Below are 20,036 nucleotides of genomic sequence, written 5' to 3'. Positions count from 1 at the left end.
ATAAGATTATAATTTTAAAAAAAAACAGAAAGAAAATGCAGAAAGAATATTTACTACAAAAATTTAATAATATTACAGATTTACCATTACAAAATAGAGTAGTAATGGCGCCAATGACAAGAAGTCGTGCAGATAATAAAGGAAACATACCTACAGATAATTTACAAGGTTTGTATTATGAACAAAGAGCTTCTGCAGGTTTAATTATTACAGAAGGTTCGCAAGTTTCTAAGCAGGCAGTTGGTTACATTAATACGCCTGGTATTTATAGTAAAGAACAAGTACAAGGCTGGAAAAAAGTAACAGAAAGAGTGCATAATAAAGGAGGTAAAATTTACATACAACTGTGGCATGTAGGTAGAATTTCCCATCCAGATTTTCATGATGGCCATTTACCTTTGGCTCCTTCTGCTATTAATGCAAATGTAAAAGTATTTACGCCTGAAGGCCAAAAAGATACTGTTACACCTAAAGAAATGACTAAAAAAGATATTCAGCAAACAATTTTAGATTTTAAAAATGCAGCTGAAAATGCGGTTGAAGCTGGTTTTGATGGTGTAGAAATTCATTCTTCTAACGGATATTTATTTCATCAATTTTTCAATAAAACATCAAACACAAGAACTGATGAATATGGAGGAAGTATTGAGAATAGAGCTCGCTTTTTCTTCGAAGTTTTAGATGCAATGAAAGAAGTTATTCCAGAGCATAAAATAGGAGCACGCTTCAATCCGTCTTTAAACGGAATTTTTGGAATGGAAATAACTGAAGAATCAATTCCTACGTTCGAGTATATTTTAGAGAAATTAAACAGTTATAATTTAGCATATGTTCACCTTTCTGAACCATTTACAGATGTTTCTAATGTTGCGTATGCTGTAAAAGATGTAGCAAAACATTTTAGACAAATTTATAATGGTACTTTAATGATAAATGCAGGGTTTAATGAAGAATCTGGGAATAAAATTATAGAAGAAGGTTATGCAGATTTAGTTGCTTTTGGTAAACTATTCATTTCTAATCCAGATTTAGTAGAACGTTTTAATCAGAATACAGCCTTAGCAGAATGGGACAACGATACGTTTTATACAACCGGTTCTAAGGGATATACAGATTATAAAAAAGATACCGTAGATTTAAGTGAATTAAAAGAATAATTTTAAACAAAAACCTTACAGAATGATAAAGCCAAGAGAAAAAGCACCTGAATTAACAATAAAGTTAGTAAACGACGCAAAATGGAGTTTACAAGATCAAAAACCAGAGAATTTTACATTAATTTTTTTTTACAGAGGTAAACATTGCCCAGTTTGTCAAAAGCAATTAGAGCAACTGCAAAAAAAGATTGGAGATTTTAAGGAACGTGGCGTTAATCTTATTGCAATAAGTGCCAATACAGAAGAGATAGCAAAAGAAACTTATAAAGAGTGGAATATTGAAGATTTACCTATTGGTTATGGTTTAACCATCGAAGAGGCTAGGAAATGGGGTTTGTTTATTTCTAATGGTATTAGCGATAAAGAACCAAATCAATTTACAGAACCAGGTTTGTTTTTAATTGATAAAGAAGGTAAAGTTTATTGGGAATCTATACAATCGATGCCTTTTGGTAGACCGCTTTTAAATGATGTTTTAAATGGAATAGATTATATTCTAAAAGCTGGTTATCCTGCAAGAGGTGAAGCTTAAAAATTAAAAAACTTCCAATTAAAAATTGGAAGTTTTTTTTATTAGTAACAATAAAGAGAATAGTTTATTTTTGATTTAAGCATTAACCAAATAAAAAAATAGAAGTGCAAATTAAACGAGTAATAAAAGATTTTCCTAGTTTATTAAAAAAAACAGGAAGTAATTGGTTAGATAGCAATCCTTTCGAGCTAAGTGCTATTGTTGCGTATTATGCAATTTTATCTTTGCCAGCACTTGTTGTAATTATTCTTAATTTGGTAGGTAATATTTGGGGAAGAGAAATTGTACAAGGAGAAATGTTAGATGAAATAACTAAAGCTGTAGGCGTACAAACAGCAGAATCTATTCGTTTAATGATGCTAGATAGAGGAGATGAAACAGTATCTGTATTTACTACAATTATTGGTTTTAGTACACTTTTATATGGTGCTACTGGTGTTTTTCATCAATTACAACTCGCTTTTGATAAGATTTGGAAAGTACCTGAAAATAAAAATACAAACGGATTCTTACAAATGGTTTTTGCTAGAATTAAAAGTTTTGGTTTTATACTAATTATTGGTTTTTTATTATTGATTAGTTTTGTTTTAACAGCATTAATTAGTGCTTTTAGTAATCGAATTGAGAAATTTGTACCCGACAATTTATTTGAATACATTTTTATAATAGATTTTTTAATGTCTATCCTTTTTATTTATATTTTGTTTGCAGCGATGTTTAAATACCTGCCAAGTAAAACTGTTCGTTGGCGAGCAGTTAAAGTAGGGGCAGCAGTAACAGCTGTTTTATTTGTAATTGGTAAATATTTAATGGCTTGGTATTTTAATGAAATGGATCCTGGTTCTACATACGGAGCAGCTGGTTCTGTAATTTTAATTATGCTTTGGGTTTCATATTCTAGTTTAATTCTATTTTTTGGTGCTCATTTTACCAAGGTATATTCAGATGTATATCTAATTGAAAAGAAGTAATAAGTAGAATGTTTTACATATTAATTTATTAGTTTTTAAAACTATTATTTTATTAAGAACCTCTTTTTGCATCTTTAATATAGTGCTGTTTTTATTAATTTAATGAAAACAACTACAATTCTTTAACAATTTTATACAATACAGCTCAAGTCTGACTATCTTTGTAGATTATTAAAAAATAAAAGAAATTCCAAAGTAATGGCAAATCATATAAAAGGACAAGAAGAAATACTACAAAAACTGAATATTAGTCAGTTAAATCCTATGCAAGAGGAAGCTATTGCTACGATAAAGAAAAATGTTAATACTATTTTATTATCGCCAACAGGAACAGGAAAAACCTTAGCTTTTGCTTTGCCTTTATTAAATTTCTTAGACCCTAACATCGATGAAATTCAGGCATTAATTCTGGTACCATCAAGAGAATTAGCAATTCAGATAGAACAAGTAATACGTTCTATGGGTTCTGGTTATAAAGTAAATGCTGTTTATGGAGGTAGACCAATGTCTAAAGATAAAATAGAATTAAAACATTTGCCAGCAATTTTAATTGGAACTCCAGGAAGAATTTCAGATCATTTTGCTAATGAGAGATTTTCTAAAGATCATATTAAAACTTTAATTTTAGATGAATTTGATAAGTCTTTAGAGGTTGGTTTCGAATATGAAATGAGAGGTGTTATTAATCAATTAATCTCTTTAAATAAAAGAATATTAACGTCTGCAACACAAGGTGTTGAGATTCCAGATTTTGTAAGATTAGATAAGCCAAATACTGTTAATTATTTAAAAGCAACTACTTCTAAATTACAAATTAAAACAGTTGTTTCTCCTGCAAAAAATAAACTGAATACGTTATTGCATTTACTAAATCATTTAGGTAACCAACAAGGAATTATTTTTTGTAACCTAAAAGATACTATTAATAATGTTAGTGCTTTCTTAGAAAGTAAAAACATTAAACATGGTAATTTTAGTGGAGGAATGGAACAGAAAGATAGAGAACGTTCTTTAATTAAATTTAGAAACGGTACCAATCAACTTTTAATTGCTACAGATTTAGCAGCTAGAGGAATAGATGTACCAGAAATGAAATATATTATTCATTATGAATTACCTAAAGAAGTAGAAGAGTTTACGCATAGAAATGGACGTACAGCAAGAGTTTCTGCAAAGGGAACAGCATATGTATTAAAATGGAAAGAAGAGCGTTTACCAGACTTTATGAAGCATGCAGATTTAGAGAACATTTCTAAGCAAGCAGATAGAAAACCTGTCTTCTGGGAAACTTTATTTATTTCTGGGGGTAGAAAAGATAAAATTTCAAAAGGTGATATTGCTGGTTTATTTATTAAACAAGGTAAATTAACAAAAGATCAGTTAGGAGATATAGAACTAAAACAAGATTGCGCATTTGTTGCAGTACCTGCTACTTTAGCAAAAGAATTAGAAGAAAAATTGAATAATTCTCGTCTAAAAAAGAAAAAAGTTAGAATTTATGGTGTGTAAATAATTATAATTCAGATAATTCCTACTTGTTTGGCTAGTAAAACCTAAATAAATGAGGATAATTAGAAGTTTTATGAGATTTATACTTGATTTCTAATTTATTGGAACCATCTTTGCAATATAATATTACAAATTAAATTATAATAAGATGAGTAAAGGTACAGTAAAGTTTTTCAATGAGTCTAAAGGATTTGGATTTATTACAGAAGAAGGAGTTGATAAAGATCATTTCGTTCACATTTCTGGATTAGTAGATGAAATCAGAGAAGGTGACCAAGTTGAATTTGACTTACAAGAAGGAAACAAAGGATTAAATGCAGTTAACGTAAAAGTTATCTAATATAAATTCATATTTTTCAAAAAAAGCCCATCTTTAAAAGATGGGCTTTTTTATTGCATATAATTTAAGGTTTGTTCCTGTTTTTTTGAATTTCTTTAATTGTTATAAATAAAACTTTTATTCATCAATAAAAAACATCTTATAAACCCAAATAATACTGCATATAAAAAACACAATAAATTAAAACAGTCATTATCTTTGCATAAAAATATTTTCATGTCAAAACAGTTTTCAGATTTAGGAATTAATAAAGAATTACAACAGAGTTTAGCAGATTTAAACATTGCAACACCAACTGAAATTCAAGAAAAAGTAATTCCTATTGTTTTAAATCAAAAAGAAGATGTTGTTGCATTAGCAAAAACAGGAACTGGTAAAACAGCTGCATTTGGTTTGCCACTGTTGCAATTAATTGATGTAGAAAACCCGGATATACAAGCAATAATCTTAGCACCAACAAGAGAGTTAGGGCAACAAATTTCTAGTAACTTAGAGTCATTTGCAAAACACAGTCCTAAAATATCTATAGCTACTATTTGTGGCGGAATACCTATTAAACCTCAGATAGACCGTTTAAAAGAAGCAACACATATTGTTGTTGCAACTCCAGGAAGATTAGCCGATTTAGTAAAAAGAGAAGCTGTTAATATTAAAAATATTTCTTACTTTATTTTAGATGAAGCAGATGAAATGGTAAGCGCTTTAAAAGAAGGTTTAGATAGTATTATTGCAGAAATTCCTAAAACTAGAAGAACGTTGCTTTTTACTGCAACAATGCCAGGAACTATTAAACAGTTGGTTCAGAATTATATGTCTAAACATGTAGTGCAAATTGAAGCAGATATGGCATCTGTTGGCCACCAAGGTATAGACCACAAATACGTTGTGGTAGAGCCAATAGAAAAGTTAGAAGTTTTATTACATTTTCTAAACTCTAAAGCAGGTGAAAGAGGTATTATTTTTTGTAAAACGAAAGCAGCTGTAAATAAATTAGCAAAAAACTTAGCAATTAATAAATTTTCTTCAGGTGCAATTCATGGTAGTTTAACGCAAGGTATTCGAGACCGTATAATGGGGCAATTTAGAGAAGGACATATAGATATTCTTGTAGCTACAGATTTAGCAGCACGTGGTATAGATGTTAAAGATCTTTCTTATGTTGTAAATTATCATTTACCAGATACGTATGATGCGTATGTGCATAGAAGTGGTAGAACTGCAAGGGCAGGAGCAAGCGGTTTATCTTTAACTATTATTCAGAAAGAAGAAAGACAAGATATTGGCGATTTTGAAAAAGCATTAGATATTCGTTTTGAGGCTTTTAAAAAGGCAGATGCTAAAAGTATTGAAGAAAGTAATGGATTAATTTGGGCGAATAAGATTTTTAAAACGAAGCCAAATCGTACCGTTTCAGAAGATTTTAAATCTCAAATAAAAACCATTTTTCATCATTTAACAAAAGAAGAATTAGTAGATAAAATATTAGCTAATTATTTAGCGAGTACAAAAGCTACTAATACAAGTTCTGATGTTATAAAAAAGAAGAAAAAGAAATAGTGCTATTATTTTATGAGCGATAAAAAAACAAATGAGGAAGTAGCATCTTGTATTGCTACAATTCAGAAATTATTGGAAGATACCAATCAACTTTTTGAATTACCGGAAGCGCAAAGAGTGTCGCTTTTTAAAGTAGCAGGAGAGTTGTCTAGACCAAATCGTGATGAATTTCAACGACGAAGAAAAGATGCTAAAAAAGCTGCTAAACGTAAGCAAATAGAAAGCGATAAGCATGCCAGAAAATCTACAGGAATTCGTTCTGCCAGAGAAGCTAAATTATTTGTTGCGCCTAAATTACTTGCTGCAGCTTCAATTTCTTCTGAAGATACACCTGAATTAGAATCATCGAGAAATTGCTATGTTTGTAAAGCTGTTTTTACAAAATTGCATCATTTTTATGATACAATGTGTACAGATTGTGGAGACTTAAATTATGCGAAACGTTTTCAAACGACAGATTTAAAAGATCAGGTTGCTGTAATTACAGGATCTCGTTTAAAAATAGGATATCATATAACATTAATGTTATTACGTTCTGGGGCAACAGTTGTTGCAACCACACGCTTTCCTGCAGATTCTGCTATTCGTTTTTCTAAAGAAGAAGACTATAAAGATTGGAACCATCGTTTGCATATACATGGTTTAGATTTAAGACATATACCAAGTGTAGAGATTTTTTGTAATTATATAGAACAAAAATACAATAGATTAGATATTCTAATTAATAACGCTGCACAAACTGTAAGAAGACCTTCAGGTTTTTATTTCCATTTAATGGAAAATGAGAAGAAACCAATAGATCAATTACCACTATTAGCACAGACTTTATTAAAAGAACATGCAGATTGTTTGGTAGAACTATCTAATTTAAGTGTTTCTACTTCAAAAACAAGTAAAAATAATGTATTGCCTGTTACTTGGCACGGACCAGAACCAGGAATTGGTTTAAGAAATTCTGCTGAGTTATCTCAAATACCGTATAGTTTTGATAATTCTTTGCAGACGGCAGAAGTTTTTCCTGAAGGAGAATTAGATGCAGATTTACAACAAGTAGATTTAAGAAAAACAAATAGTTGGCGTTTAAGATTAGGTGAAATTGAAACGACTGAAATGGTAGAAGTACAGCTAGTAAATGCTGTAGCTCCTTTTGTTCTGTGTAATCGTTTGTCTAATTTAATGATGAAAGAAAATACGGGTAAAAAACATATTATTAATGTTACTGCTATGGAAGGTAAGTTTCATCGATTTAAGAAAGTAGACAGACATCCTCATACTAATATGGCAAAAGCTGCTTTAAATATGTTAACACATACTTCTGCTTCTACATTTGCTAAATCTGGTATTTATATGAATGCAGTTGATACAGGTTGGGTTACAGATGAAGACCCTGCTGAGTTATCTAAATCGAAAGTAGAAGTGCATGATTTTCAGCCACCATTAGATATTGTAGATGGTGCAGCAAGAGTTATGGATCCTTTAATTGATGGTATTAATACAGGTAAACATTGGTCTGGTAAATTTTTAAAAGATTATTTTCCAATAGATTGGTAAAAATTAGATAGAATTCACATAAAATAAAAAGCCCATCTAAAAGATGGGCTTTTTTTATTTAAAGTATAAGTTTTATTTACTCTGCTTATTTAGTAAACCTCCTTTGGCACTATCAACAGTAATTGTAAATTTAGAATTCCCCTTAACAATCCAACGAACTTTTACAACACCACTTCCAGGAATATTATTAACTCTCATTTTAGATGGGTTTACTTTTTGCTCTTCAGTAACATTAAAATCAGCATCTGTTACCAACATACCAGCCACTACTTTTACACCAGAGATACTTACAAAATCGGGTCTTGTAATTTTGTATTTTAAATCTTGACTAGCATGAGTTGGCATTAATCTGTCGTTTTTAATTGTTACAGTTATTTCCTTTAATCCACCACCCATTTTCTTTTCAGAAATATCTGAAATAGATAAATTAGGCATGTGATGTGCATGATAAAATGTAAATGCCATATTTCTATGAGCTTCTTCTTCTAACATAAAACCAGGTGTAGCTCTACCAAAATTCTTCTTAAAGCCACCAACTTCTATTTTACCATATGTAGGATGGTCAAATTCTTGCCAAGGTGTAAAAGCATCTCCCATTAACAATTCTTTATCAAAATCATAAGTTTGGTTTCTATCTCTTCCTTTCTTTTTATAATAAGCAAACGGAGTGAAAATTTCGTTCGTAAAAGTGTAAATTCCTCTACTACCATAAAACCAATCTAACTCACCACCAAAAACAGAATATAAATCTTTGTAAACAGTTAAATAACGATAACCTGGTAACATTTTTTCTCCTTTTTTACCAATTGCATCATATATTCTAATGTCTTGTCTGTTGTATGTTGCAAGGTCTTCTTGTGCACCAGGACCACGTAATATCATTCCGCCAGAGTTATGAAAACTTTGTGCTCCAGAAATGTTTGGGTGTGCTAAAACAAAATCTGCTACAGCTCTGGTTTCTGGTAAAGAAAAAGGATGTCTGTATGCGCCACGTTGTACATAATCTGGTTGCCATTTCCAACCCCAATCTCTATTTGGGTCATAATAACCATGTGTATCTTCATTTATTCTTCCATCACCATCATTGTCAATTCCTTCGTTTCCTAAATACTCGTAACGTTGGGTTGTTACTATATCATCTGGCCCAATAATAATCATCTTTCTTGGGTCTAAAGGATCTACAATATAGTTTCCGTCATCATTTTTTCTACGCATTCTTGTAATAGAACCATCGCCATTAATATCATCATAACCATCTTCATCAAACTTTCCGTCTCTATCATCATCTAAAGCAATCATACCAGATCTTGGACTACTACCTGTATTTGGCTCTTTCATGTAGTCGTTTCTAGCATCAGGATTTATTGTTGGTACAATGTAGAAAACACGATCATTTAACATATTTGTAATATAATCGTTATTGTTAAAGTTTTCTGTTAAATACCAAGCTGTATAGATACTAATTTCTCCTCCTTGTATTTCATTAGAATGAATGTTTCCATCTAAATAAAATCCAGGTTTTCTATCAGCTTTTCCTTCTTTGTAATTGGTAACAGCAAGCATCCAAATATCTTTTCCTTTTGCAGATTTACCAATAGATTGTCTTTTTACTAAATTAGGATGTGCATCTGCAATTTTTTTACCTAATGCAGCTAATCCTTCCGAAGTATAATATCTATTAAATGAAATTTGAACTTTTGGGTTATGTGGTGTTCCTGCTGCTCTAAATATTTCTGAGCTATTTTGTGCACCAATTGCTAACGGAAATAAAAATAGTAGCAACAATGATTTTAATATATTTATATTGGTTTTCATTTTTTCTAATTTTTATTTTAATTTTATTGTTGCTGTGTCTATACCTGTATGAGAAGTTCCTGCTTCTATACCAACACTTCCATTTCCTTTAATTAACCAAGAGAATTTTTTAGTACTATCTCCATCAATACTATTTACCAAAGTAATTTCTCTACCACTTATAATTTGCTGATTTTTATTTAGAGTAACGGCAACTTTAATTTTTCTTAACCATCTAGATTTTTTACCCATGGCTGTATGTGTTGGTAATAAACCACTGTTGTGTACGTCTACAGAAATTCTTGTTATTCCATTTCCTACAGCTTCTGAAGTTAAATTTTGTAGCGTAATATTTGGTTGCATTTTAGCCAATTCTAAGATAAAATCTGTGTGCTTTTTACTAATTTCGGTAACCATCTGATAAGGTGGATTAATCATTTTATAAGGTGCAATTCCACCAATTTCTACTTTCTGATTTGGGAAATCTGGGTGATTTACTTGTTTCCAAGTTACAAATGCATTGCTAATATTTTCTTTTTCTGCCCAGTTTAAATAATTTGCAACATTATTTTTTGAAGCTTTCTTTGTAGAATCTTTTACTTGAGGAACCCACCAACCAGGAGTAGACAAGGCTAGTTTACCAAAGTGAAAATAAGACCATTCAAAAAAGCTACCACCTTTTCCTTTAGAACTAGGTGCATCTTTTGTTTTTGTAATTGTATTGTATTTATCTGATAAAAATTTATTTAAAGCAGCATCTTCTTTTAAAATACTACTTACAACTCTCTTTTTTGCGCCAGAAGCATTATATTTTACAGGAGTAGAAAGGTTGTTTTCTGGGCCTAAAGTTACAATTGCAAAAATATTCCATTGGTCATATAAGAAAGCTAATAAATCTCTATGCTCTTTTTCTGAAACAGGATGTTCTCCTGCACCAGCCGTAAAATATTTATAGTTGTAACTAAAGTTTTTGTTAAATAAAATTCCGCCTTTTCCATCTTCATTAAATAGACCATCTTTATCATTATCTATTCCTTCAGAAAAAAGTTTATAAGTACCTTTTTCTCCTTTATTATTATCTGCTTTAACAAGCACTCTTTCATCTTCTTTTAATTTTGTGTAGTCTCCTGTAATATCTTCTACACGCATCATTGTAATTAAACCATCTTTATTTAAATCATCAAAAGGGTCTTCATTTACTTCTCCATCTCTATCATCATCTGTATTTTTAGCATTACCATTATTATAATGTTTTAATGACGAAAAGTAGTTTTCTGTAGCATTAGGGCTCATGTTTGGGAAAATATAGAAAGTAGTATTTTCTAAAACATCTGCATGCTCTTTTAATATGTTTTCAGCAATATTAACAGCCATTTCTGGTCCTAGAATATGAGAACCATCTACACCACTTACAATTGCTATTGCTGGTTTATTCTTAGCCTCTCCTTTAGATAATGTTAAAGCCCAAATTTTGTGACCTCCAATTGTTGTAGTTAATTCTTCTAGTTTACTGTTAGAGGAATTTGCTCGTTGTAAGCTTTTAATTTTTTGTGTGAGTTTGCTGTAATTACTATAATCGGATTGTGCCGAAATTTGTAGTGAGGTAAAGCAAATAGTTATCCCTATAAAAAAGAGAAGTGCTCGTTTTTTATTAAACATAATAGTTAAGTTTGGTTAATTTAAATAATTATGTTTAAAGATATAGAATTCTCTATATAAACAGATGTTTACTTAAGTTAAGATGAAAACATTAGGTTTTCTTTAACATATTTTAACTTTAAGATTACATTTTTTACTAATAATGAATCTTAAAGTTAATACATGTACCAAATTATGTTTAGGAAAATCTATTTTTTAAGGAATAGCTTATAAATAAGTTATTTTTTTATAACAACAGGTTTCAATTTTATAAAACCTAAGAAATCTAAAACTCTTATAATTAAATAAGTAACATCTACTTCATGCCATTTTACACCAAAGTTAGCGCTACTAGCATGTTTATGATGATTGTTATGATAACCTTCACCCATCATTAAAAAATCGAAATGAAATAGATTTTTACTCGTATTTGTCATTTTATAATTTACATAACCATAAATATGACCAAACCAATTAATAATTACTCCGTGAATTGGAGCCATTAAAAGAGCAACTGGTAATAAAACCCATTGCCATAAAGCTGTTGTAAAATATGCAAAGAATACAATGTAAAAAGTTATCCAAAGAATTCTAGAAAAACGAGAACTTGCAAAAGCATCAAAGCTTTTCCATTGTGGTACATTTTTAGTGAATTTTGCATCTACAGCAATATTTTGATCATTTATGTCTTGATAAATCGTTTTTGTTTTCCACATCATAGCAAATAAATTAGCATCATATGAAGGAGAATGAGGATCTTTTTCTGTGTCTGTATATGCATGGTGCATTCGATGCATAATACCATAACCATAAGCACTTAAGTAACTAGAACCTTGAAAAAACCAAGTTAAAATAAAAGTAATACGCTCCATTGTTTTAGACATTGTAAAAACTTGATGAGCAGCGTAACGGTGTAGAAAGAAAGATTGAAAGAACAAACCTCCATACCAAAGCACCAAAACAAATATAATTATAATCATTTATTTTTTTTACAAAGATAATTCGATATCGAGTATTAAACAATGAACCCAAGTCAATAAAACAACTGTTATAAACGTTTTCTAATTCTACTTAATGCTTGTGCAGTAACACCAATATAAGAGCTAATATATTTTAAAGGAATTATTTTTATAAGCTCTGGACGTTCTTTAAATAATTTTAAATAACGTTCTTCTGCAGTAAGATTTAATAAGTTTTGTTCTCGCTTAGATTTTATAAGAAAAAGACGTTCTGCAGTTAATCTACCTATTAAATTTCCTATTTGAGTTGTTTTGTAAACCTCTTGTAAATCTTTATAACTAATACTTAAAAGACTTGTTTCTGTAAGAGTTTGTAATTGATATAAAGACGGTTTCTGAGTTAAGAAAGAATCGTATGCGCTTATAAATTGATCTTCGAAACTAAAACCAAAAGTAATTTCTTTATCTGGGTTTTCTTTTGGAATATATAATCTTACTACACCAGATTCTATAAAAGAAATATGGTTTTCTACTTCGTTAATTTTTAAAAAAATAGTTTTTTTTGGAATTGTACGACGCAGTAATTTAGAACTAAAAAAATTCCAATCGCTTTTAGAAATGGCAGCTATTTGATCTATGTATGTTTTTATTTGCTCCAATTTTTTTGTTTCATATAATTGAAGTGCTAAGATATGATTTTGATAAAGGAAGTTGTTAATCATTTACATATAAAAGCATTCTTTTTTTAATATTTTAAACTTCGCTATTTTATTGTTTTACATAAGAATATCAATAATTAAAAGAATTAAATATGATAAATTATAGTAATTTTGCGGCAAAATTAAAACCATGAAAATATTTAAATGTGGTCATTGTAATTTCGCTATTTATTTCGAAAACTTAACATGCGAAAATTGCGGACATTTATCCGGTTATAGAGACGTAGATCGTAAAATGTTAACGTTTGCTCCTCATAAAGAAACATTAGTTTCAGATAGAGAGAAAGTTGAATATAAATATTGTAAAAACAAAGAGTTTGATGTTTGTAATTGGGTAATTAAAAAAGATTCTACAGAAGAATATTGTAGTGCATGTGTATTAAATAGAACAATACCTAATCTTTCAAATTCAGATTCAGATAATTTTGAGAATTGGCAAAATTTAGAAGTTGCTAAGCATCGTTTAATTTATCAGCTTCAAAAATTAGGTTTAGCTTTACCTAGTAAATTAGATGATGAAGAAGGTTTGTGTTTCGATTTTGTTGCTAGAAAAAACAATCCTAAATTAATGACAGGGCATGCAAATGGTGTTATTACAATCTTAATTAGTGAAGGAAACTCTGTATTAAGAGAGAAAGCTAGAAAGCAAATGAAAGAACCTTACAGAACTCTTGTAGGGCATTTAAGGCATGAAGTTGGTCATTATTTTTGGAACCAATTGGTAAGAGATAATCCAATTGTTTTATCAGAATTTAGAGCTATTTTTGGTAATGAAGACTTAGATTATGGAGAATCTTTAAAGACTTACTACAAAAATGGTTCACCAGAGAATTGGCAAGAAAATTTTATTAGCGAATACGCAACCTCTCATCCATGGGAAGATTGGGCAGAAACTTGGGCACATTATTTACATATTATGGATATGGTTGAAACAGCTTTCTTTTTTAGATTGAATGTAAAACCAGCCGTAAATAAAAAAGCATTAAAAACAAAAGTTTCATTTGATCCTTATACTAAAGAAAATTTTGATGTAATTGTTCAAAAATGTGTTCCTTTATCTTTTGCTGTAAATAGTATTAATAGAGCAATGGGAGTTCCAGATGTATACCCGTTTGTAATTTCACCTGCTATTATCGAAAAATTAAGATTTATTCACAAACTTCTTTTGCCAAAACGATAGAATTTTTTGTTTTAATTACTAATGCTATAAAATTTATAATGTTAAGTGAATATTTTAATAAAAGTCTATTTTTATTAAAATATTCTCACTAATTTGGTAAGTGTAATTTATATTTACTAAAAATTAAGATTTGAAAAAAACTAATCATTTACCACTATTTTCCTCATATGAGTTTGATCCTAAATTTTATGACGAACTTTTTGATAAGGACAATGAATTAAGAAGCATATATAAAACGTTATTTGATATTTTTGGAACTTTTTCTGTTGATGAATTTAACCGTTTAAACAAACAGGCAAAAGATTCTTTTTTTAATTTAGGAATTACGTTTCAGGTTTATGGAGAAAAAGAAGTGAAAGAACAAATTTTTCCTTTTGATTTATTTCCTAGAATTATAAACAATAAAGAATGGTCTACTATAGAAAAAGGTGTTCTGCAGAGAAGTAAGGCTTTAAATCATTTTCTTTGGGATATTTATCATGATCAAAAAATAATTAAACAAGGTATAGTTCCTTTAGACTTAATAAATTCTTCTGTTAATTTTTTACCAGAAATGAAAGGTTTAAATCCGCCAGGTAATATATACAATCATATTTCTGGTACAGATTTAATAAAACATTCAGATGGTAAATACTATGTTTTAGAAGATAATATAAGATGTCCTTCTGGGGTCAGCTATGTTGTTGGAAATAGAAATGCAGTAAAACATGCTCTTTTTGGTGTTTTTAATCAGTATAACACACATACGGTTGTAGATTACGGTTCTAAATTATTAGAAACTATGGAATCTGTAAAACCACAAGGTGTAGATGCACCAGTTTGTGTAATTATTACACCAGGAGTTTATAACTCTGCTTATTACGAGCACTCTTTCTTAGCAAAAGAAATGGGTATTGTATTGGTGGAAGGTAGAGATTTATTTGTAGAAAATGGTTTTGTGTATATGAGAACTATTTATGGCCCAGAAAAAGTAGATGTAATCTATAGACGAGTAGATGATTTATTTATAGATCCGTTAGTGTTTAGAAAAGATTCTCTTTTAGGTGTTCCTGGTTTATTTTCTGTTTATCAAAAAGGTAATGTTACCTTGGTAAATGCTCCTGGTACAGGTGTTGCAGATGATAAAGCTGTTTATACTTATATGCCAGAAATTATTAAATATTACTTAGACGAAGATCCTATTTTAAGCAATGTGCAAACTTATCATTGTAGTAGAGAAAAGGAAATGAGTTTTGTTTTAGAAAATATAGATAAGTTAGTAATTAAGCCGGTTGATGAATCTGGTGGTTATGGAATTTCTATAGGAAATAAACTTACAAAAGCAGAAATAGAAGTAGTTAAGAAAACAATTAAAGCAGAACCAAGAAAATACATTGCACAACCAATAATGTCTTTATCTACACATCCTACATACATAGATGACCAAGAATCTTTTGAATCTAGACATGTAGATTTAAGAACCTTTACTTTATTAGGTAAAGATGATAACGATTTTGTTTTAAAAGGAGGGCTTTCTAGAGTTGCTCTTAAAAAAGGTAATTTAGTTGTAAACTCTTCTCAAGGTGGAGGATCAAAAGATACTTGGGTTTTAAAAAAATAGAAAATATATGTTAGCAAGAGTAGCCAATAACCTTTTTTGGATGGGAAGATACATTGAAAGAACAGAGCATTTAGCCCGTTTCTTAAATGTAAATTATTTTTCTTCTTTAGATGCACCAGATGAATTATCGCAGTCTAGACAATTTGTACTTAGATCTATAATGTACATGACCGCAAATGATATTACTGAAGCAGATATTACGCTAGATGAAGAAGAAGTTTTATATAATGTTGGTTTAAATTTAGAAAAACCATATTCTATTATTAACTCTTTTATAAATACACATGAAAATGCAAGATGTGCTAGAGATTTAATTTCAACAGAACTTTTTGAGAATATCAATAGAATTAACCATACAATTAAAGCGTACTCTGTAGATAGTTTTGTTAAAAGCGGATTGTATGATTTTACAACCTTGGTTACAAAATCTTCTTCAGAAATTAGAAGTAAAATTCAATCAACACTTTTACATGATGAAGTTTATGCAATAATTATGTTAGGTGTAAACCTAGAAAGGGCAATACAAGTTGCAAGAATTATTAATACAAAAGTAAGTGATGTTTCTGCTGCAAAAGCAAAAGAAGGTGATTCTACTGTTAGTAATTATCAATGGACAACTTTATTAAAATGTGTTTCTACTTATGATATGATGCGTCGTTATTATAAAAAAGCACCTTCAAGAAAAAATACTTTAGAGTTTGTTATTTTAAATGATAGATGCCCAAGATCTATTAAAAGTAGTTTAAATCAAATTTATAAATACATTTCTATTATTTCAAAAAATAAAGACATACCAACTGATTCTGCTGCATTTTTAATTAGTAAAATGAAATCTGAATTTGAGTATAAATTAATTGAAGATATAGAAGTTGACTTAGAAGAATTTACAGCCGATTTAATTAAAAAATTAGTATTAATTGCAGAAAAAATAGAAGACAACTATTTTAATATTTCTGATGCGGTTAAGAAACAACCCGAAATACAAAAACAAACACAAAAACAAAGTAAAAAATAAACTTTAAGATTGAGATTGAGATTGAGATTGAGATTGAGATTGATTTTGAATTGGAAATGTTTTTGCAGGTCTTAAGTCTACAGAGACATCCATTTCATTTTTTCCCATACTAAATATAACTCCTTTTAAAGGTGGTACATCATAATAATCTCTTCCATGAGCAACAACAATATGTTGGTTTTTTGGAATTTGATTATTTGTTGGGTCAAAATCTACCCAACCATACGTGGGTATATAAACAGAAAACCAAGCATGCGAAGCATCTGTTCCTATTAATTTTTCTTTTCCTTTAGGAGGTAAAGTTTCAATATAACCACTAACATATCTTGCTGGTAAACCCATAGAACGAACACAAGCAATAGCTATTTGTGCAAAATCTTGACAAACACCTTTTTTTGCAGTCATAACTTCTTTTAACGGTGTTGCTATGTTTGTAAAACCAGGTACAAAATCGAAGTCTGTAAAAATGCGCTGCATTAATTCATAAGAAGCTTCATATAAAGATCTTTCTGGTTGAAATGAAACAGCAGCATATTCTTTTATTTCTTCACTTATATTAGAAATAAGTGGAGATGATAATACATATTGCCTTACATCTATAATTTCTAATTCCGTACTTTTTAAATGTTTTATAGTTTCTTCGATAGTTACTTTTTTACCTTCAGAAAAATCAACTTCATTAATTTGCAAGCTGTAATCTCTAGAAACTTTACTTCTAGCAATAACTATTAATTCTTCATGATGCTGCTGTATAGAAAAACGGGTTACAGAATTACCAAAGAAATCTAACCTTTCAGAAATATCTGTAGGAGTAGGTGATATTTCTAAACGATACTCTAAAAGCTCTTGCCCTGGGAAATTTTTAGGTTTTATGGTTGTAATATTATGACAAAATGAAGCACCATTTTCGTACGAATATTTAGTTTTATGCCAAAGGTCGAAAATCATATTAATTAGAAATATTTCTGTTTACCAACTGTTTTTGTGGTTGAGAATGGTTAAAGTAAGTATCTGAAATTGATAAAGAAGTTATATGTAATAAATCACTTAAATCTGATAGTAAATTATCTAGTTTTTTACGCATGTTAGATTCTAAATCGACTACCAACATCTCTTTTAAATCTAAACTTTCAATTTTATTAATAACTGCCATAATATTATCTTGACAAACAGTCATTTCAGAATTTTCATTTGTATTTGGTAATTTATCAATATCTTTTTTTAATCTATGCATTTGGTAGGTTAAAGATCTTGAATACTCTTTATCTAAAATTAATAAATTAACTACGTTTTCTACACTTAAATAAGATTTATAACTATATCTATAAATATTTAAACTTTCATGACTATTTAACAAAGATTCTAAAACTTCATATGTTAATTCTTCATCATAATTTACAATTAATAAAGCTCTAAATTTTTCAATAGACATTGCACTAATTTCTATTTGTAAACCAATAAAGTAGAGTAGAAGCCCTTGTCTTACCAATATGCTTTCTTCTATAAGTGCCATAAAAGCAATAAGCCTTGTAATAATTTTATCAAAATAACTAGTTAAACTATAAATTGTATGACTTTCTTCTTCTTTTAATTTTTTAACATGTTTTTGAATTCCATCAAAAACACGCCACATATCTTTAGACCATAAATTTCTTAAAGAATAATAAGAATTATTAAAGCTTTGCATAGATTGTGCAAAACCACCAATTTTAGTTACGTCTAGAATAAGACTTTCCATCTCTTTTAATGGATTTTTTAGTGCTTTTTCTTCGTTTTCTCCTGTAAAACCAGGAAATGTAGATGTTATCTTTGTTATGGATTGATAAAGTATTTTTAATTTTTTAGAATCAGTTTTTTTGTCTTCAAAAGGTACATTAGTCATCTGGTTTAAAACCATTCTTAAATACCTTGCTGTCATTAAAGTTCTTCCTAAATATCTACCAGACCAGAATAAGTTTTCTGCAGTGTTACTAGGAACATCGTTTATATTTATTGAAGAATTAGAACTTGTATTATTCCAAGAGTAGTTTTGTAAGCTAGATTGAGGTTCATTATTAACAACCCAAAAATCTTTACTAGTTCCACCACGTTGATTTGACACAAATAATTCTTCTCTTTCTGGTGCAACTCTAACCAAGCCACCAGGCATTACGCTATAACCATCTTCTTTAGCGATAGAAAATGTACGACATAAAATCTTACGAGGTTCTAATTTATCATCAACAAAATTTGGCGCTGTAGAAAAAGATATTTTATCTTGAGCAACAAATTTATATGGATTTTCAAGAATTTCTTTTTTAAGGTTTTTAAGAGCTTCTTTGCTTAAAAACTCACAAAAATAAATGTGTTCTCTTTGAGATCTATCTATTCTTTTAACAACAAAAGAAGGTAAATCTGCCAAAACATGTTTTCTTTCTTTTTCTTGGCCACACCACCAAGAAGCAATTTGTGGTAGTATTAATTTTTCGTTTAGAAAATATTTACAAATATTTTCCATAAAAGGAACTAAAGCTGGGTTTTCTAAAACACCGCTTCCTATAGGATTAACAATAGTAACGTTCTGTAAACGAACAACTTCTAATAAACCAGCAACGCCTAAATAAGAGTCTTCTCTTAATTCTAATGGATCCATAAATACGTCGTCGATACGTCTTAAAATAACATCTACTTGTTTTAGACCTTTTAAAGATTTTAGCCAAACTTTACCATTTCTAACAACTAAATCATTTCCTTTTACAAGAGGATATCCTAAAAAAGAGGATAGGTAAGAGTGTTCAAAATAAGTTTCGTTGTGCGGCCCTGGAGTTAAAATTACAACCATTGGGTTTTCTACATTTGTAGGTGCAGCATTTAATAATAACTTGTTAAAGTCATTAAAAAAGTTAGAAGGTTGAGATACATTAATATTCGTATATAATTCTGGTATAATTTTACTTGTAGAAAATCTATTTTCTAAAGCATAACCCATGCCAGAAGGTGCTTGTGTTCTGTCATTTACAACCCACATTCTACCATCTGGCCCTCTTGCTAAATCTGCAGCATAAATTAAAAGTTGCTTAGAAGTTTTATATTTTATTTGATCACAAGAACGTAAAAAACCACTGTGAGCATAAATAACTTCTGGAGGAATAATACCGTTTTTAAGCAATTTCTTTTCTCCGTATAAATCTTTTAAAATAAGATTTAAAACTTCAGATCTTTGTTGAATTCCTTTTTCAACTATATCCCATTCTTTCTTTTGAATTATAAAAGGAACAATATTAAGATCCCAAGGTCTATTTAAACCTTTAGGATCATTATATACATTATAAGTAACACCATTTTCTGCTAAAAGCCAATTAATGTCTACTTGTTTCGATGCTAACTTTTTAGCATCGATTTTTAATAAGTTTTGTAATAAGACTTTCCAATCTTCTTTAATATCCATTTTAGGAGAAAGTAACTCATCATAGTTATCAGACTCTAAAAAATAATTTTCAAATAATTTCTTTGTTATGGCTTCCATCTAATGAGC

Annotated in this window: 16 protein-coding genes; 10 read left to right on the top strand and 6 right to left on the bottom strand. The window is 29.4% G+C overall.

What is annotated here, in order from left to right; genetic code table 11:
- The first annotated feature begins 35 nt into the window (after positions 1-35).
- The 7 genes from SHK09_RS04175 to SHK09_RS04145 all read left to right on the top strand — a co-directional run bounded on the left by SHK09_RS04175 (position 36) and on the right by SHK09_RS04145 (position 7,617).
- Positions 36-1,157: an alkene reductase gene (locus SHK09_RS04175; RefSeq protein ID WP_319809522.1), complete on the top strand. Its 1,122-nt coding sequence runs from the start codon at positions 36-38 to the stop codon at positions 1,155-1,157.
- Positions 1,158-1,179: 22 nt separating this feature from the next.
- Entirely contained in the window at positions 1,180-1,689 is a 510-nt protein-coding gene (locus SHK09_RS04170) for a peroxiredoxin-like family protein (RefSeq protein WP_319809521.1), read from the top strand.
- A 104-nt stretch (positions 1,690-1,793) separates the two neighbouring features.
- On the top strand, positions 1,794-2,660 hold the full coding sequence (locus SHK09_RS04165) for a YihY/virulence factor BrkB family protein (protein ID WP_319809520.1): 867 nt from the start codon (positions 1,794-1,796) through the stop codon (positions 2,658-2,660).
- A 198-nt stretch (positions 2,661-2,858) separates the two neighbouring features.
- On the top strand, positions 2,859-4,169 hold the full coding sequence (locus SHK09_RS04160; protein ID WP_319809519.1) for a DEAD/DEAH box helicase: 1,311 nt from the start codon (positions 2,859-2,861) through the stop codon (positions 4,167-4,169).
- A 148-nt stretch (positions 4,170-4,317) separates the two neighbouring features.
- Positions 4,318-4,509, top strand: coding sequence for a cold-shock protein (locus SHK09_RS04155; RefSeq protein WP_004570569.1), 192 nt, complete (start codon positions 4,318-4,320; stop codon positions 4,507-4,509).
- A gap of 216 nt (positions 4,510-4,725) precedes the next feature.
- Positions 4,726-6,066 (top strand): DEAD/DEAH box helicase, encoded by a 1,341-nt coding sequence (locus tag SHK09_RS04150; protein WP_319809518.1) that lies wholly within the window; start codon positions 4,726-4,728, stop codon positions 6,064-6,066.
- Positions 6,067-6,078: 12 nt separating this feature from the next.
- Positions 6,079-7,617 (top strand): SDR family oxidoreductase, encoded by a 1,539-nt coding sequence (locus SHK09_RS04145; protein WP_319809517.1) that lies wholly within the window; start codon positions 6,079-6,081, stop codon positions 7,615-7,617.
- Between the two features lie 72 nt (positions 7,618-7,689).
- On the opposite strand, the gene SHK09_RS04140 is transcribed toward SHK09_RS04145, so the two are convergent.
- From SHK09_RS04140 to SHK09_RS04125, 4 genes are all read right to left on the bottom strand, one after another.
- Positions 7,690-9,432, bottom strand: coding sequence for a M14 family metallopeptidase (locus SHK09_RS04140; protein WP_319809516.1), 1,743 nt, complete (start codon positions 9,430-9,432; stop codon positions 7,690-7,692).
- Positions 9,433-9,444: 12 nt separating this feature from the next.
- Complete coding sequence (locus SHK09_RS04135; RefSeq protein WP_319809515.1) at positions 9,445-11,070, bottom strand: M14 family metallopeptidase; 1,626 nt, start codon at positions 11,068-11,070, stop codon at positions 9,445-9,447.
- A 218-nt stretch (positions 11,071-11,288) separates the two neighbouring features.
- On the bottom strand, positions 11,289-12,029 hold the full coding sequence (locus tag SHK09_RS04130) for an acyl-CoA desaturase (RefSeq protein WP_319809514.1): 741 nt from the start codon (positions 12,027-12,029) through the stop codon (positions 11,289-11,291).
- 68 nt (positions 12,030-12,097) lie between these two features.
- The gene (locus SHK09_RS04125; RefSeq protein WP_319809513.1) at positions 12,098-12,667 is read right to left on the bottom strand and encodes a Crp/Fnr family transcriptional regulator; all 570 of its coding nucleotides are present in this window, start codon (positions 12,665-12,667) and stop codon (positions 12,098-12,100) included.
- 190 nt (positions 12,668-12,857) lie between these two features.
- Between SHK09_RS04125 and SHK09_RS04120 the strand changes: the two genes are divergently transcribed.
- The 3 genes from SHK09_RS04120 to SHK09_RS04110 all read left to right on the top strand — a co-directional run bounded on the left by SHK09_RS04120 (position 12,858) and on the right by SHK09_RS04110 (position 16,522).
- Entirely contained in the window at positions 12,858-13,907 is a 1,050-nt protein-coding gene (locus SHK09_RS04120; protein WP_319809512.1) for a putative zinc-binding metallopeptidase, read from the top strand.
- 130 nt (positions 13,908-14,037) lie between these two features.
- The gene (locus SHK09_RS04115; RefSeq protein WP_319809511.1) at positions 14,038-15,507 is read left to right on the top strand and encodes a circularly permuted type 2 ATP-grasp protein; all 1,470 of its coding nucleotides are present in this window, start codon (positions 14,038-14,040) and stop codon (positions 15,505-15,507) included.
- A gap of 7 nt (positions 15,508-15,514) precedes the next feature.
- On the top strand, positions 15,515-16,522 hold the full coding sequence (locus SHK09_RS04110) for an alpha-E domain-containing protein (protein WP_319809510.1): 1,008 nt from the start codon (positions 15,515-15,517) through the stop codon (positions 16,520-16,522).
- A gap of 3 nt (positions 16,523-16,525) precedes the next feature.
- Here the strand turns inward: SHK09_RS04110 and SHK09_RS04105 are convergent, their stop codons facing one another.
- On the bottom strand, positions 16,526-17,470 hold the full coding sequence (locus SHK09_RS04105) for a transglutaminase family protein (protein ID WP_319809509.1): 945 nt from the start codon (positions 17,468-17,470) through the stop codon (positions 16,526-16,528).
- 1 nt (position 17,471) lies between these two features.
- Positions 17,472-20,027, bottom strand: coding sequence for a circularly permuted type 2 ATP-grasp protein (locus SHK09_RS04100; protein ID WP_319809508.1), 2,556 nt, complete (start codon positions 20,025-20,027; stop codon positions 17,472-17,474).
- Positions 20,028-20,036: the final 9 nt, after the last annotated feature.

The sequence above is a fragment of the Polaribacter sp. PL03 genome, assembly GCF_033875165.1.
In the GTDB taxonomy this organism is placed as follows: domain Bacteria; phylum Bacteroidota; class Bacteroidia; order Flavobacteriales; family Flavobacteriaceae; genus Polaribacter.
The sequence above is the reverse complement of the archived record's forward strand: the minus strand, read 5'-3'. Positions and strand labels throughout refer to the sequence as shown.

Excerpts from the sequence above, each read along its gene's own strand:
- SHK09_RS04120 (WP_319809512.1), top strand. The coding sequence starts at position 12,858 with ATGAAAATATTTAAATGTGGTCATTGTAATTTCGCTATTTATTTCGAA.
- SHK09_RS04100 (WP_319809508.1), bottom strand. The coding sequence starts at position 20,027 with ATGGAAGCCATAACAAAGAAATTATTTGAAAATTATTTTTTAGAGTCT.
- SHK09_RS04110 (WP_319809510.1), top strand. The coding sequence starts at position 15,515 with ATGTTAGCAAGAGTAGCCAATAACCTTTTTTGGATGGGAAGATACATT.
- SHK09_RS04130 (WP_319809514.1), bottom strand. The coding sequence starts at position 12,029 with ATGATTATAATTATATTTGTTTTGGTGCTTTGGTATGGAGGTTTGTTC.
- SHK09_RS04140 (WP_319809516.1), bottom strand. The coding sequence starts at position 9,432 with ATGAAAACCAATATAAATATATTAAAATCATTGTTGCTACTATTTTTA.
- SHK09_RS04155 (WP_004570569.1), top strand. The coding sequence starts at position 4,318 with ATGAGTAAAGGTACAGTAAAGTTTTTCAATGAGTCTAAAGGATTTGGA.
- SHK09_RS04150 (WP_319809518.1), top strand. The coding sequence starts at position 4,726 with ATGTCAAAACAGTTTTCAGATTTAGGAATTAATAAAGAATTACAACAG.
- SHK09_RS04170 (WP_319809521.1), top strand. The coding sequence starts at position 1,180 with ATGATAAAGCCAAGAGAAAAAGCACCTGAATTAACAATAAAGTTAGTA.
- SHK09_RS04145 (WP_319809517.1), top strand. The coding sequence starts at position 6,079 with ATGAGCGATAAAAAAACAAATGAGGAAGTAGCATCTTGTATTGCTACA.
- SHK09_RS04175 (WP_319809522.1), top strand. The coding sequence starts at position 36 with ATGCAGAAAGAATATTTACTACAAAAATTTAATAATATTACAGATTTA.
- SHK09_RS04135 (WP_319809515.1), bottom strand. The coding sequence starts at position 11,070 with ATGTTTAATAAAAAACGAGCACTTCTCTTTTTTATAGGGATAACTATT.
- SHK09_RS04160 (WP_319809519.1), top strand. The coding sequence starts at position 2,859 with ATGGCAAATCATATAAAAGGACAAGAAGAAATACTACAAAAACTGAAT.
- SHK09_RS04105 (WP_319809509.1), bottom strand. The coding sequence starts at position 17,470 with ATGATTTTCGACCTTTGGCATAAAACTAAATATTCGTACGAAAATGGT.